The following is a 14,871-nucleotide window of genomic DNA, read 5'->3' on the forward strand; positions in this document are numbered from 1 at the left end:
GGTCAGTGGAGGGTGCGGAAGGTGTTCCAGCCGCCGGTGCCGATGAGCTCTCGGGGGGCGTAGGGGGCGCTGGTGCGGCCGCGGTCGTAGCCGTAGTAGGCGTAGAGGCGGCCGGCGGTGTCGCGGGCGACGAGGTCGGCGTCGCCGTCGCCGTCGAGGTCGCCGACGCCCTGGACCGCCGTGTAGACCTGCCAGCCGCCGCCGACCCGGACGCGCGGGGTGACGCCGCCGGACGGGGTGCCGAAGTAGACCCACAGGACGCCGGAGCCGTCGATGCCGAGGAGGTCGCCGCGGCCGTCGCCGTCGAGGTCGCCCGCGCCGGTGATCCGCTTGTACAGCTTCCAGTTGATGCCGATCCGCATCCGGGGCTCGAGGCGGTGGCCGGCGGTGCCGGCGTAGAAGTACATGTCGCCGGTGGTGGTCTGGCGCGCGATCAGGTCCTGGTGGCCGTCGGCGTCGACGTCGCCGGGCGGGGTGAGCACGTCGTACTGGGCCCAGCCGGACCCGATGGCGGTGTACGGCGACGAGGCCGTGACGACCTTGCCGCAGCCCGGCCGGTAGGCCCGCAGCTCGTTGCCGACGCGGCCGAGGACGTCGGCGCAGCCGTCGCCGTTCACGTCGCCGAAGGGGACGAGGAGCGTGCCGGCCGGGAAGGCCGCGCCGGTGGCGGTGGTGCGGGCGGAGAGCCCGCCGAGGCCGTTGCCCCGATAGAGGGAGACGGCGCCGGACGTGTTCACGCCGAGCAGGTCGCCCTGGGCGTCGGCGCCGGCGAGGTCGCGGAAGGCGGGCCGGCTGCCGGAGACCGTGATCCGGCCGGAGGCGTACAGGTCGCGGCCCTCGCCGTCGGCGGTGAGGGCGCGCACCACCCACGCGTACGGCCCGTTCGGCGCGGGCAGGCCCGCCGCGTTCCTCCCGTCCCAGGTGACGTCGATCCGCCCGCGGGTCTCGGTGCCCCGGAAGGTCTTCAGCGGCTTGAAGCTGTACGCGTCGACCACGCTCACCTCGTACTGGGAGGCGGGCTTCGACAGCGTCCAGGACGCCTTCCAGGTGCCGGGCGCGCGCAGCCCGGCCGGGGTCGAGGCGGCGGCGACCCTCAGGTCGGAGGTGGGGACGTCGGTCCAGACGGCGTGCACCCGCTGGTCGGCGCCCCGGTAGGCGACGGCGCCGCCGAAGCGGTCGACGGTCCAGGTCACACGGCGGTCGCCGGGGACGGTCTCGGCGCGGGTCAGGTCGAAGGGAGCACCGGCCTTCCCGGTGGGGAAGGGGGTGACGCGGAGGTACGGGCCGGACCTCTGGTCCACGAAGTAGCCGTCGCCGAGGAGGCCGCCCCGGGAGGCGCCCGCCGGCAGGGCGACGCGTATCGGCGCGGCCGGGTTCCTGAGGTCGAGGACGCCCTGCTTCGCGTACCCGGCGCACGACCAGTAGAGCCAGCGGCCGGCCGACTGGAGTTCGGTCAGGGGACAGCCGGCGCCGGTCGCGACCGTGCCGAGGGCCTTGCCGGTGGCGAGGTCCTCGCGGAGGACGTCGCCGGTGCCCCCGGTGCCGGTGTAGAGGGTGTCGCCCCAGACGGCCGCGGCGGTCTGGGGCCGTCGGGAGGCGATCTTCTGGGCGTCCAGGTCGAGGACGAGCGTCTCGCCGTCGCCGACGAGGTCGCCGTACCGGGCCGGGGTGCCGGTCTGGAACACCGTCCACCGGCCGGAGGCTTCGGCGATCCGGCCGTCCCGGTCGACCGCCACCCGGGTGGTCCGGCCGGCGGCCGGGCCGGTGGTCCGCCGGGAGACGACCGCGCGAGCGGCGCCCGGGATCCTCGGGAAGGAGACGACCCGCCCGTCGCCGGTGTCGTGCAGCGGCGGAGCGTTCCACTCCATGCCCGTCTCGGCACCGGCCCAGGACGCCGCGGACTGGCCGGTGTGGAGCGGCCCGACCGGCAGCGTACGGCTGTGGAAGCCGGGCCCCTCGGGGCCGTCGTGCTCCAGCGTGGTGAGCCGGCCCATGCCGAGCGCCAGCGACTCCACCCCGGCGGGCAGCGGCGCCACCGGCCGCAGCTTCTCCAGGGCCGGGGCGGCGCCGCCCTTGCCGGGCACGGCCTTGAGGACGGCCCAGTCGGTGGCGGACGTACCGCCGACGACGGCCACGCCCGAGCCGTCCGCGAGCTGTGTGATCCGCTCCTCGGCCCCGGTGAGCAGCGTCTGCCGCACACCGGCCGGGCTCACGGCGACCAGCGCGCGGGTGAGGGACTCGCCCGTCCGCCGGGGCTCGGCCGTGGCCAGGAGCCAGTCGCCGGCGAGCCCGATCCGGGTGGCGCGCAGGCCGGCCGGCAACGGGTAGCGGAGCTCGGGTCCGGTGAGGTCGGCGCGGTACCGGATGTGGACGTTCCGGTCGGGGTCCACCCAGGCGATCCGCTCGGCGGTGACGGCCACGCCGGCCACGAGCGCCCCGTCCGCCGCCGTGGCCTCCGCGAGCACCTCCATCCGCCCGGTGGCCGGGTCCACGAGCCCGAGGACGGAGTCGCGGTCCGCGCCCGAGGTGCCGACGGTGAACCGGAGCACGGCCACGCCCTCCGCACCGGCCACCAGCCGCGCCCCGTGCAGGTCGGCGCCGGCCGGCCAGCCGGTGACGGGGACGGAGGCGCCGTCCGGGGCGCTCGCGGCCCGGAGGAAGTACCCGGCGGTGGCGCCGAGCGAGGTGCCGGGCACGTACTGCTGGAAGAGCAGCCGGTCGCCGACGAGCCCCCGGTAGGAGGCGTCCTCGGGGACGGTCAGGGCCGTCGTCGTGCCGCTCTCCAGGTCGAGGACCCCGTACGCGCCGACGCCCCGCTCCACGTACGCGTACCGGCCGCCGGTCCCGAACTCCGCGAAGGCGTCGTTCCCGTCGCCGTCCCCGAGGGGCCGGCTCGTGCCGCTCGCGAGATCCGTCCACTCCACGCCCGCCCCGGAGCCCTCGGTGCGGTGCGCGTACCCGCCCGTGCCCGCCGCGAGCACGGTCTCCGCGCGCGGCGCGGTCCGCAGCTGGGGCTCCACGTCCACCTGGTCGATCCCGACGACCGGTGCCCCGGGCGCGGCCACCGCCCCCGGCGCGATCCCCCCGCCGGTGACGGCCAGCACGGCGGCGAGCAGGGCGACGCGGGTCCGCGCACGACGCGCGGGTGCGGTACGAGACAAGAGGGCCCCTCCCCGGGGGAGTTCCGGCACGGTGACGAGTGAACGGACGTACGAGCCTCGCACGTGGGTCCTTGTACGAGACCGGTGGGGGCCCGTGAGGGTTGTACGCCGGACGCGACGAACCCCCGTGACAGCCGGTGTCACGGGGGTTCGTCGCAGGGCTCAGATCACACGGACTCAGCCGTTGCGCTTCCAGCGGGGCTTGTCGTCGCGGCGGCCGCCACCGAAGGAGGAGCCGGACGGGCGGTGGTCGTCGCGGCGGAAGCCACCGGACGGGCGGTCGTCACGGCGGAAGCCGCCGCCCGAGGGGCGGTCGTCGCGACGGTCGCGGTTGAACGGACGGTCGTTGTCGCGGCGGAAGCCGCCCGACGGACGGTCGTCACGGCGGAAGCCGCCGCCCGACGGACGGTCGTTGTCCCGGCGGAAACCGCCGGCCGGGCGGTCGTCACGACGCTCGAAGGAGCGGCCGCCACGGTCGCCACCGCGGTCGTCACGGTCACGGAAGGACGGACGGTCGTTGTCCCGGCGGAAGCCGCCCGACGGACGGTCGTCACGGCGGAAGCCGCCACGGTCACCGCCGCGGTCGTCACGGTCACGGAAGGACGGACGGTCGTTGTCCCGGCGGAAACCGCCGGCCGGGCGGTCGTCACGACGCTCGAAGGAGCGGCCGCCACGGTCGCCACCGCGGTCGTCACGGTCACGGAAGGACGGACGGTCGTTGTCCCGGCGGAAGCCACCGGCCGGACGGTCGTCACGACGCTCGAAGGAACGGCCGCCACGGTCACCGCCGCGGAAGCCACCGCGGTCGTCACGGTTGAAGCCGCCACGGTCGCCACCGCGGTCACGGCGCTCGTAGTTGCCGCGCTCGTCGCGGGCCGGGCGCTCCTGGCGCTGGGCCTCGGCGCGTGCGGCACGCTCGGCCTCGGCGGCGGCCTCGGCCACCTCGGCCTCGGCGGCCTCGGCGACGGCGGCGACGGCGGTCTCCGGGTCCTCGCCGCGCTCGCGGGCGGCCTGGGCGACGAGGCGGTCGGCCTCCTCGCGGAGCTCGACGGCGCGGCGCTGCAGGCGCTCCAGCTGACGGGTCAGGTCGACGACCTCGCGCTCGGCCTGCTTGGCCGAGTTGTTCGCGGAGTCGGCCTGGACCTCGGTCAGCGAACGGGCGCCGGTGATCTCGGCGACCTCGGGGTCGAAGGCGCCGGCGCCGCCGACGATGTGGCGCGAGGCGTCGACGCCCGCGTCCTCCATGAGGCGGAAGATCTGGCGGCGCTGGTGCGGCAGGGCCAGGGAGACCACGACGCCGGAGCGGCCGGCGCGGGCGGTGCGGCCCGAGCGGTGCAGGTAGTCCTTGTGGTCGCCGGCCGGGTCCACGTTGAGGACCAGGTCGATGCCGTCGACGTGGATGCCGCGAGCGGCGACGTCGGTGGCGACGAGGACGTTGACGTAACCGTCCTTGAAGTCGGCGAGCGTGCGGGTACGGGCGCCCTGGGTCATGCCGCCGTGCAGCGCGTCGGCCTTCACGCCGGACTCGCGCAGCTGCTCGGCGACGCGGTCGGCACCGAGCTGGGTGCGGACGAAGATGATCGTGCGGCCCTTGCGGGCGGCGATCGCGGCGGTGACCGGGGCCTTGTCCTTCGGCTTCACGACGAGGACGTGGTGGGTCATGGTCGTGACGGCGCCGGCGGACGGGTCGACCTCGTGGACGACCGGATTCACCAGGTAGCGCTTGACCAGGCTGTCGATCTCGTTCTCCAGCGTGGCGGAGAAGAGGAGGCGCTGGCCGCCGGCCGGGACCTGGTCGAGGAGCTCGGTGACCTCGGGCAGGAAGCCCAGGTCGGCCATCTGGTCGGCCTCGTCGAGGACGGCGATCTGGACCTGCTCCAGGGAGCAGGCGCCGCGGTTGATGATGTCGCGCAGGCGGCCCGGGGTGGCGACGAGGATGTCGACGCCGCGCTCCAGGGCGTAGATCTGGTTGCCCATCGACGTACCGCCGCAGACGACCTTCATCTTGAGGCCGAGCACGTCGCCGTAGGGCTGGAGGGCGTCCGCGACCTGCATCGCGAGCTCGCGGGTCGGGGTGAGGATGACGCCGCGGGGCTTCTTCTTCTCGGTCTGGCCGCCGGCCAGGGTGGCGAGCAGCGGGAGGCCGAAGGAGAGGGTCTTGCCGGAGCCGGTGCGGCCGCGGCCCAGGATGTCCTTGCCGGCCAGGGCGTCCGGGATGGTCGCCGCCTGGATCGGGAAGGGGGTGGTCACGCCGTTCTGCGCGAGCTTGCGGACGACGCCCTCGGGCAGGCCCAGGTCACCGAAGGTGATCTCGGGGGCCGCGTCGGAGTCGGCGTCGTCGGCCTCGTCGGCCAGGTCGGAGACGTCGAGGGCCTCGACGGCCTCGTCGGTGATCTCCGCGTCGTCGGCGAGCTCGACGATCTCGGTGATCTCGTCGTTCTCGGGCATGACGGTGTGGTCAGAACTGGAAATGGACATGCGAAATGCGAAACCTTCCGGAGTCTCGGCACGCGCCCGTCAACTCCGTGTTTCGCCTTAAGACCGCCTCAATGCGGTCAGCCACGGCAAGGGGAGAGGTACGCGCCAGTCACGGCGCTCTTCGATGGTGGCGCCGGGCAAATGGGATCAAACGATCTACCACCATACGCACCCTCCCCCCTTGCTGGCAAGCCGAGTGGAGTGACCTCCGTCTCACGCCGGGCTGACCTGCGGCGATGCCGCCGGTTCGGTGGCCGCCTCGGCCGCCCGCACCCCGCCCAGCTGCGTCGAGGGCCCCTCGGTCGGCGGATCGCTCGGGTTCGACGTGGGCTCGGGAGTGGGTTCCGGCGTCGGCTCCTGGGTCGGCTCCGGCGTGGGGGTCGGCTCCGGCGTGGGCTCCGGCGAGGGGGTGCCCCCGCCACCGCCCGGGGCGCCTCCGGCCTCGCCGCCGGTCCCGCCCGTGCCCCCGCCGTCCGCGCCGCCCCCGCCGGAGCCGCCGCTCCCGCCGGGACCGCCCGCTTCCCCGCCGCCCGCGCCCCCGGCCGCGCCGCCCGTCCCGTCCTGGCCGCCGGCGGCCGCGCCGCCCGCGGGATGCGTCCGGGACGGCTGCGCCCCGCCGGGACCGCCCGGCTTCGGGTGCTTCACGGCGCCGGAGGGCGAGGCGGAGGCGGAGGGCGAACCGCTCGGCACCGGGGACTTCCCGCCGCCCGCCGGGTCGGGGCCGCCCGCGTGGCCGCCGAGCCCGCCGCCGTACGCCCCGCCGCCCCCGTCCGGCTCACCGGTGCCGCCGCCGTCCGGTTCGGCCGACGCCCCCGGCTTCCCCCCGCTCGCTCCGGGCGCCGGCCGGGCGCTCTCGTCGCCGACGCTCATACAGCCGCTCAGACCGGCGCACGCGGCGACCGCGAGGGCGGCGGCGGCCCATCGAACACGGGTGGGGAAAGGGCGCACGGAGGCACCTCCAGGGCACAGAAGGCGGGGAAAGGAACGCGTCCCCCTGCCCAACTCCCCGGCCGCCACAAGGGACACGGCACGACGACACCCTTGTTCGACGTTCGACCCGATCGACCGGGCCCGCCCGAACCCCGACCGGGCCCGTCGCACCCCGGCCCGCCCCCGAGCGGCCCCGGCTCAGCCGTAGCCCAGCGCGTGCAGCCGCTCGTCGTCGATGCCGAAGTGGTGGGCGATCTCGTGGACCACGGTGATCTCGGTCTCGGCCACGACGTCCTCGCGGGACTCGCACATCCGCAGCGTCGGCCCCCGGTAGACCGTGATCCGGTCCGGCAGCACGCCCGCGTACCACTCGCCCCGCTCGGTCAGCGGCGTCCCCTCGTAGAGCCCGAGCAGCTCCGGGTCGTCCGGAGAGGGCTCGTCCTCCACGAACACCGCCACGTTGTCCATCAGCCGCGTCAGCTCCGGCGGGATCCGGTCCAGGGCCTCGGCGACAAGCTCCTCGAACTCCTCGCGCGTCATCTCCAGCACGGGCCCATTCTCCCCTCCCCGGAAACCGTTTTGGCGATACCGCCCGCCATCCCATATGCTTCTCACGTCCCCGACGCGCTGAGAAGCGCCCAGGTGGGGCCGTTAGCCCTCATCGTCTAGTGGCCCAGGACGCCGCCCTTTCAAGGCGGTAGCACGGGTTCGAATCCCGTTGGGGGCACGCAACACCTGTGCGATACTTTTGTCTCGCACACCAGATGGTCCTGTGGAGCAGTTGGTTAGCTCGCCACCCTGTCAAGGTGGAGGTCGCGGGTTCAAGTCCCGTCAGGATCGCCGAGATCGGAAACGATCTCGTGGCTGGGTAGCTCAGTTGGTACGAGCGATCGCCTGAAAAGCGATAGGTCGCCGGTTCGACCCCGGCCCCAGCCACAGGAGAAGGGCCCCGTTCGCAAGAACGGGGCCCTTCCTCTATTCCGGCTGCTCCGCCCGCCGCGTACGGCCCCGCAGCGCGAGCACCAGGCCCACCGCCGCCACGACGCCGACGAGCAGCGCCCCGTCCGGCACCGCCCGGCCCCACTCGGCGACCCGCCGCTCCACGGCGAAGGAGTCGTCCACCGAGAGCAGCCCCGGCAGCGCCGTCGTCCCGTCGAAGACCAGGAACAGGGTGCCCAGGGCCACGAAGAAGAGGCCCGACGCCAGCGAGGTCGAGTGGACCTCGAAGCGGCCGGCGCGGAGCGGCCGGCCGCGCAGCCAGCGCCGCCGCCCCAGGTCGTACCGCTCCCACAGCAGCGCGAGCACGAACAGCGGCACCGCCATCCCCAGCGCGTACACCGCGAGGAGCAGCCCGCCGTACGCCGGGCTGCCGCTCAGCGCCGCCACCGTCAGGACGCTGCCGAGGATCGGGCCCGCGCAGAAGCCCGCCAGGCCGTACACGAGGCCCAGGGCGTAGACCGAGACCGCCGAGGTGGGGCGGATCCGGCCGCTCGCCTCCGACATCCGGCGCGAGGCGAAGCCCAGGCCCAGGACCTGGAGGACGCCGAGCCCGATGATCAGCCAGCCGCCGGCGGCGACCAGCAGGTCCCGGTGGCCGTAGAAGAAGCGGCCCGCGAGCGAGCCCGCCGCGCCGAGCGGCACGAGGGTGGTGGCGAGGCCCGCGTAGAGGATCGCGGTCCGCGCCACCAGCTTCGCCCGGTTCTCGATCGAGTACGCGAAGAAGGCCGGGAGCAGCAGGGCGCTGCACGGGCTGAGGAGGGCGAGGAGGCCCCCGAGGAAGGCCGCGAAGTAGCCGATCCCGGAGGTCACCGCCCGGCCTTCCCCTCGGCGGCCTTCTTCGGGGCGGAGGCCGACTCCGCCGCCGCCTCGATCGCCTCCGTGAAGGTCTCCAGGGGCTGGGCGCCCGCGATCGGCCGCCCGTTGACCAGGAAGGAGGGGGTGGAGGAGGCGCCGAGCTCGTACCCCTGCTCCTGGTCCTTCCGTACGGCCTCCCGGGCCGCCTCGCTGCCGCTGTCCTTCGCGAACCGGCCGAGGTCGGGCACCCCGGCCTCCTTCGCGAGGGCGGCGAGGCGCTCCGTGCCGAAGCCCTTCTCCTTGGCCCCCTCCGCGTACGCCGCCTTGTGGAACTGCCAGAAGCGGTCCTGCTGCCCGGCGGCCCAGGAGGCGCGGGCCACCGCCTCGGACTCCTCGCCGAAGATCGGGAAGTTGCGCCACTCGATGCGCAGGGTGCCGTCCTCGACGTACTTCTCGATCAGGGCCGGCTCGGTGTCCCGGGCGAACTTCCCGCAGTAGCCGCACTTGAAGTCGGCGTACTCGATCAGCACGACCGGCGCGTCGGCGCGGCCCAGGGCGAGCTTGTCGGACGCGTCCCGGCGGGCGTACTTCTCCAGCTCCGCGTACACCCCGGCCTGCGGGTCGGCGGACACCTCGGCGACGGCGGAGGAGCCGGAGGCACCGGGGGACGAGGGCTTGGTGGCGGTGTACGAGACGACGCCGAGCAGCGCGGCGGCGACCGCCACCCCGGCGACGATCGCGATCGGCTTGGACCTGGAGGCGGACGTGGAAGCGGGCTTGGACATGCGGAAGCGCTCCTGAGGGAGGAAGGAAGAGAGGAAGAAGGACGGACGCGGAGGCGGCCGTCCTCCTACACCCTCAGGACCGACAGCTCCACGGGCGTCGGCGCCCGCGCGGGCGGCTCCCGGCCCGGCGGCGCGGCCGGAGCGTGCGGGTCGGGCTGCCGGACCGCGCACGGCACCCGGTCGGCGCCCAGCGCCGGCAGCAGCTCGGCGAAGCCGGACGCCCTCGGCGGTACGACGGGGCCCGCGTCGCCCAGGTCGGCCGGATGCCCCGGATCGCACCCCGGCACGGCGGCACCCACGACGGCCGGGGCCGCGCCCGGAACCGTACCGACCGGAGCCGTCCCGCCGCCGGAGGCCGAGCCCGAGCCCGAGGCCCCGCAGACCAGCAGGCCGAGCACCAGGGCCGTCAGCACCGCCAGCGCGGCGGACACCGCCGGCGCGCGGGTGGTGCGGAACATGCGAAACCTCTCCGGTCCGGGTCAGATGCCCGGAATACTACGCACCGACGGCCGGTCCCCTTCGTAAATCGGTTCGCCGCTTCTCGGCCGCAGGTGCGATCCTGGATTCCGTATGTCTACTTCCTTCGCCGCCCTCCAGTCCGTCCTGGCCGAGGTCTCGCTGCGGGACTCCCACCGGCTCGGCCGCCGTCTCGAAGGCGCCCGCCGCATCCGCAAGCCCGAGGCCCGCGAGGCCGTCCTGGACGAGATCGCCGCAGAGGCGGCCAAGGCCAAGGAGCGCGTCGACGGACGCGCCGCCCGCGTGCCCGCCGTCACCTACCCCGAGCAGCTCCCGGTCTCGCAGAAGAAGGACGAGATCCTGGAGGCGATACGCGACCACCAGGTCGTGATCGTCGCCGGTGAGACCGGCTCCGGGAAGACCACCCAGATCCCGAAGATCTGTCTGGAGCTGGGCCGGGGCGTCCGGGGCATGATCGGGCACACCCAGCCCCGCCGGATCGCCGCCCGCACGGTCGCCGAGCGCGTCGCCGAGGAGCTGAGGACCCCGCTCGGCGAGGCCGTCGGCTGGAAGGTCCGGTTCACCGACCAGGTGAACCCGGACGCGACCTTCGTGAAGCTGATGACGGACGGCATCCTGCTCGCCGAGATCCAGACCGACCGCGAGCTGCGCGCCTACGACACGATCATCATCGACGAGGCCCACGAGCGGTCCCTCAACATCGACTTCCTGCTCGGCTACCTGGCCCAGCTGCTCCCGAGGCGCCCCGACCTCAAGGTCGTCATCACCTCCGCGACCATCGACCCCGAGCGCTTCTCCCGCCACTTCGGCGACGCGCCGATCGTCGAGGTCAGCGGACGCACGTACCCGGTCGAGGTCCGTTACCGGCCCCTCCTGGAGGAGGACTCCGACGAGTCCGACCGGGACCAGATCACCGCCATCTGCGACGCCGTCGACGAGCTGCGGAAGGAAGGACCGGGCGACATCCTGGTCTTCCTCTCCGGCGAGCGGGAGATCCGCGACACGGCGGACGCGCTGACGAAGAAGAAGCTCTTCGACACCGAGATCCTCCCCCTGTACGCCCGGCTCTCCCACGCCGAGCAGCACCGGGTCTTCCAGGCGCACTCCGGCCGCCGGATCGTCCTCGCGACGAACGTCGCCGAGACCTCGCTGACCGTCCCCGGCATCAAGTACGTGATCGACCCGGGCACCGCCCGCATCTCGCGCTACTCCCACCGCACCAAGGTCCAGCGCCTCCCCATCGAGGCGATCTCGCAGGCCAGCGCCAACCAGCGCAAGGGACGCTGCGGCCGTACCAGCGACGGCATCTGCATCCGGCTGTACTCCGAGGACGACTTCCTCACCCGGCCGGAGTTCACGGACGCCGAGATCCTCCGCACCAACCTGGCCTCCGTCATCCTCCAGATGACCGCCGCCGGCCTCGGCGAGATCGAGAAGTTCCCCTTCATCGACCCGCCGGACCACCGCAACATCCGGGACGGCGTCCAGCTCCTCCAGGAGCTCGGCGCGCTCGACCCGACCGAGAAGGATCCGAAGAAGCGGCTCACCCAGCTCGGCCGGAAGCTCTCCCAGCTCCCCGTCGACCCCCGGCTCGCCCGCATGGTCCTGGAGGCCGACAAGAACGGCTGCGCCCGCGAGGTCATGGTGATCGCGGCCGCGCTCTCCATCCAGGACCCGCGCGAGCGGCCCTCCGAGAAGCAGGCCCAGGCCGACCAGCAGCACGCCCGCTTCAAGGACGAGACCAGCGACTTCCTCGCCTTCCTCAACCTGTGGCGGTACGTCCGCGAGCAGCAGAAGGAGCGCGGCTCGTCCTCCTTCCGCCGCATGTGCAAGCAGGAGTACCTGAACTTCCTGCGCATCCGCGAGTGGCAGGACATCTACGCCCAGCTGCGCACGGTCGCCAAGCAGATGGGGATACACCTCACCGAGCCCCGGGACGACGAGTCCTTCCCCGAGCAGGCCATCCACGTCTCCCTGCTCTCCGGCCTCCTCTCCCACATCGGCCTCAAGGACGTGAAGGAGTCCAAGGAGGGCCGGGACCAGAAGCGGGAGGGCACCCGGAACGAATACCTGGGCGCCCGCAACGCCAAGTTCGCGATCTTCCCCGGCTCCGCGCTCTTCAAGAAGCCGCCGCGGATGGTGATGTCCGCCGAGCTGGTGGAGACCTCGCGGCTCTGGGCGCGGGTGAACGCCCGGATCGAGCCCGAGTGGATCGAGCCGCTCGCCCAGCACCTGGTGAAGAAGACGTACAGCGAACCGCACTGGGAGAAGGACCAGGCGGCCGTGATGGCGTACGAGAAGGTGACGCTGTACGGCGTCCCGATCGTCGCCGACCGCAAGGTCAACTACGGCCGGATCGACCCCGAGGCCTCCCGCGAGCTGTTCATCCGCAACGCCCTGGTGGAGGGCGACTGGCGCACCCACCACAAGTTCTTCGCCGACAACCGCAAGCTGCTCACCGAGGTCGAGGAGCTGGAGCACCGGGCCCGGCGCCGGGACATCCTCGTCGACGACGAGACGCTCTTCGACTTCTACGACAAGCGGGTCCCCGAACACGTCGTGTCCGGCGCCCACTTCGACTCGTGGTGGAAGCACAAGCGGCATGAGGAGCCGGAGTTCCTCGACTTCGAGCGCGAGATGCTCATCAACGAGAAGGCCGGGGCCGTCACCAAGGACGACTACCCGGACTCGTGGCGGCAGGGCGCGCTGAAGTTCCGGGTGACGTACCAGTTCGAGCCGGGCGCGGACGCGGACGGCGTGACCGTCCACGTGCCGCTCCAGGTGCTGAACCAGGTGACGGACGAGGGCTTCGACTGGCAGATCCCGGGCCTGCGGGAGGAGGTCGTGACGGAGCTGATCCGCTCGCTGCCGAAGCCGATCCGCCGCCACTACGTGCCCGCGCCGAACTTCGCCGGCCGCTTCCTGGACGCGGTCGTGCCCGTCCAGGAGCCGCTGACGACGGCACTCGCCCGCGAACTCCAGCGGATGGTCGGCGTCCCGGTGACGCCGGAGGACTTCGACTGGGCCAAGGTCCCCGAGCACCTCAAGATCACCTTCCGGATCGTCGACGAGCGGCGCCGGAAGCTCGCCGAGGACAAGGACCTGGAGACGCTGCGCCTGAAGCTGCGCCCCAAGGCCCGTCAGGCGCTCTCCAAGGCCGCCCAGGCGGCCACGGCGGGCCCGGACGGCTCCGGGCCCTCCCTGGAGCGCACGGGCCTGAAGGACTGGACGATCGGGACGCTCACGCGGGTCTTCGAGACCAAGCGGGGCGGGCAGCCGGTGAAGGCGTACCCGGCGCTGGTCGACGAGGGCGACGCGGTGGCCGTGCGGCTCTTCGACTCGGAGGCCGAGCAGGAGCGGGCGATGTGGCGGGGCACCCGGAAGCTGATCATGCTGAACATCCCGGTGAACCCGGCGAAGTTCGCCTCGGACAAGCTCACCAACCAGCAGAAGCTGGCCCTGTCGGCCAATCCGCACGGCTCGATCCAGGCCCTGTTCGACGACTGCGCCACCGCGGCCGCCGACCGGCTGATCGCGGAACACGGCGGCCCGGTCTGGGACGAGGCGTCCTTCCGGAAGCTGTACGACAAGGTCCGCGCCGACCTGGTGGAGCTGACGATCCGCACGGTGGGCCAGGTCCAGCAGGTCCTGGCCGCCTGGCAGGCGTGCGAGCGGCGTCTGAAGGCCACCACGAGCCCCGCGCTGCTGCCGAACCTCCAGGACGTGCGGAAGCAGCTGGACTGGCTCATGCCGGCCGGTTTCGTGACCCGTACGGGCCTGAAGCGGCTGCCGGACCTGATGCGCTACCTGGTGGCGGTGGACCGGCGGCTCCAGCAGATGCCGACCGGGGTCCAGCGGGACACCACCCGGATGGAGAAGGTCCACGAGATGCTCGACGAGTACGCGTGGCTCCTGGAGCAACTGCCGAAGGGCCGGCCGGTGCCGGCCGAGGTCACGGACATCCGCTGGATGATCGAGGAGCTGCGGGTGAGCTACTTCGCGCACGCCCTCGGCACGGCCCACCCGGTGTCGGACAAGCGGATCGTGAAGGCCATCGACGCGGCCGTGCCGGGCCCGGCGCGGTAGGCCGGGGCCGGGCGGGCGGTGAGTTCGACCAGACCGCTGACCTGCTGTACAGTTCTTCTCGCAGCCAAGAACAACCGGTTGCGAGGGTCCTGTGGAGCAGTTGGTTAGCTCGCCACCCTGTCAAGGTGGAGGTCGCGGGTTCAAGTCCCGTCAGGATCGCTTCGGAAGAAGGCCCGCATCGTCTCGATGCGGGCCTTCTTCGTCATGCGTGAACTCCACTCGAACGGGGGACGAAAGTCCCATCAGCCGGTGACCAACGACGGGTGGGGGGCGCTCCCCGAGGTGGGAGGCTGTTCTGAGGCAAGCCTTCACGGGTGTGACGGGAGTCACTGAAAGTCGTTCAGAAACCCTCTCATTTACGCGCTCCCTACAACGACTCAATTTAATATGTGCAATTGCACCTGTCCCCGACGGGTGGGACGGGGCGCGGGGCGGAGGAGCCGGGGCGCGAAAAGACGATCGCGCCGGACCCGGCGGAGTCCAGCGCGATCGTCGACGGTGGCCTGTTGGGGCAGGAACCGCCGGCAGAGCTGTGGGATGGGCGGCCGGATTGGGGGACCCGGACCTGCCCGGTGTTACGGGGTGCTGCGTGTGCTGCGGCTGTCGCCGAAGCCTCAGGCCTCGCTGCGCTGCTGCGGAATGCCCGCCAGCAGAGCGCGGACCTCGGCCTCGCGGTAGCGACGGTGTCCACCCAGGGTGCGGATGGACGTGAGCTTGCCGGCCTTGGCCCAGCGAGTCACCGTCTTCGGGTCCACGCGGAACATCGTGGCGACCTCGGCAGGGGTCAGCAGCGGCTCGGCATCAGGGGTGCGAGCGGTCATGAGCGGCCTCCTCGGGAGAACCGAACCTTCTCGGTTCTTTCCTCTAAATTCTGCACCTTGACCCGCCTTGCCCGAAATGGCAGAAGCGGGTCGAGTCGGTTATAGGACGAACGGCTTGTCCTCGGCACTACAACTACACCATCCGTCCAGCCGCGTCGGCCAAACCGATGGAATTGCCCTCGCAGGTGTTCATCAGCGGCGGAAGTCGACTGACCATGCCATAACGGACAGTCACACCACTGTGACGATCAGTCACAGAGCGATCAGGAGTCCTCAGACCCCCCATAGAGTGCAATGCTGAGCGTTCCGCCCAAAGTTGGACGGAAGGAACCCTCCCCG

9 protein-coding genes and 4 tRNA genes are annotated in these 14,871 nt (G+C 72.6%); 5 read left to right on the plus strand and 8 right to left on the minus strand.

Going from position 1 to position 14,871, the window contains the following annotated elements; translation table 11 throughout:
• Positions 1-2: 2 nt before the first annotated feature.
• The 4 genes from IE245_RS18940 to IE245_RS18955 all read right to left on the minus strand — a co-directional run bounded on the left by IE245_RS18940 (position 3) and on the right by IE245_RS18955 (position 7,118).
• Positions 3-3,161 carry an FG-GAP-like repeat-containing protein gene (locus IE245_RS18940; protein ID WP_189949077.1) on the minus strand — a complete coding sequence of 1,053 codons (3,159 nt, stop codon included), beginning with the start codon at positions 3,159-3,161 and terminating at the stop codon, positions 3-5.
• Between the two features lie 177 nt (positions 3,162-3,338).
• Positions 3,339-5,639, minus strand: a complete 2,301-nt coding sequence (locus tag IE245_RS18945) for a DEAD/DEAH box helicase (protein ID WP_189949080.1) — start codon at positions 5,637-5,639, stop codon at positions 3,339-3,341.
• A gap of 213 nt (positions 5,640-5,852) precedes the next feature.
• Entirely contained in the window at positions 5,853-6,587 is a 735-nt protein-coding gene (locus IE245_RS18950) for a hypothetical protein (RefSeq protein WP_189949082.1), read from the minus strand.
• 180 nt (positions 6,588-6,767) lie between these two features.
• The gene (locus IE245_RS18955) at positions 6,768-7,118 is read right to left on the minus strand and encodes a metallopeptidase family protein (RefSeq protein WP_030760230.1); all 351 of its coding nucleotides are present in this window, start codon (positions 7,116-7,118) and stop codon (positions 6,768-6,770) included.
• A gap of 105 nt (positions 7,119-7,223) precedes the next feature.
• Between IE245_RS18955 and IE245_RS18960 the strand changes: the two genes are divergently transcribed.
• The 3 genes from IE245_RS18960 to IE245_RS18970 all read left to right on the plus strand — a co-directional run bounded on the left by IE245_RS18960 (position 7,224) and on the right by IE245_RS18970 (position 7,505).
• Positions 7,224-7,296, plus strand: a tRNA-Glu gene (locus IE245_RS18960).
• 39 nt (positions 7,297-7,335) lie between these two features.
• Positions 7,336-7,409 (plus strand) — tRNA-Asp (locus IE245_RS18965).
• A 22-nt stretch (positions 7,410-7,431) separates the two neighbouring features.
• A tRNA-Phe gene (locus IE245_RS18970) sits at positions 7,432-7,505 on the plus strand.
• Between the two features lie 39 nt (positions 7,506-7,544).
• Here the strand turns inward: IE245_RS18970 and IE245_RS18975 are convergent.
• From IE245_RS18975 to IE245_RS18985, 3 genes are all read right to left on the minus strand, one after another.
• Positions 7,545-8,378 (minus strand): cytochrome c biogenesis CcdA family protein, encoded by an 834-nt coding sequence (locus IE245_RS18975; protein WP_189949084.1) that lies wholly within the window; start codon positions 8,376-8,378, stop codon positions 7,545-7,547.
• The gene (locus IE245_RS18980) at positions 8,375-9,148 is read right to left on the minus strand and encodes a DsbA family protein (protein WP_189949086.1); all 774 of its coding nucleotides are present in this window, start codon (positions 9,146-9,148) and stop codon (positions 8,375-8,377) included. The genes IE245_RS18975 and IE245_RS18980 overlap by 4 nt, the downstream gene beginning before the upstream one ends.
• Before the next feature lie 65 nt (positions 9,149-9,213).
• Positions 9,214-9,606: a hypothetical protein gene (locus tag IE245_RS18985; protein ID WP_189949088.1), complete on the minus strand. Its 393-nt coding sequence runs from the start codon at positions 9,604-9,606 to the stop codon at positions 9,214-9,216.
• A gap of 112 nt (positions 9,607-9,718) precedes the next feature.
• On the opposite strand from IE245_RS18985, the gene hrpA reads away from it, so the two are divergent.
• On the plus strand, positions 9,719-13,711 hold the full coding sequence (gene hrpA / locus IE245_RS18990; protein ID WP_189949090.1) for an ATP-dependent RNA helicase HrpA: 3,993 nt from the start codon (positions 9,719-9,721) through the stop codon (positions 13,709-13,711).
• 85 nt (positions 13,712-13,796) lie between these two features.
• Positions 13,797-13,870: transfer RNA gene (locus tag IE245_RS18995), tRNA-Asp, on the plus strand.
• A gap of 455 nt (positions 13,871-14,325) precedes the next feature.
• On the opposite strand, the gene bldC is transcribed toward IE245_RS18995, so the two are convergent.
• Positions 14,326-14,532, minus strand: a complete 207-nt coding sequence (gene bldC / locus IE245_RS19000) for a developmental transcriptional regulator BldC (RefSeq protein WP_003949541.1) — start codon at positions 14,530-14,532, stop codon at positions 14,326-14,328.
• Positions 14,533-14,871: the final 339 nt, after the last annotated feature.

This window comes from Streptomyces roseolus, from assembly GCF_014649855.1.
Lineage (GTDB): Bacteria > Actinomycetota > Actinomycetes > Streptomycetales > Streptomycetaceae > Streptomyces > Streptomyces roseolus.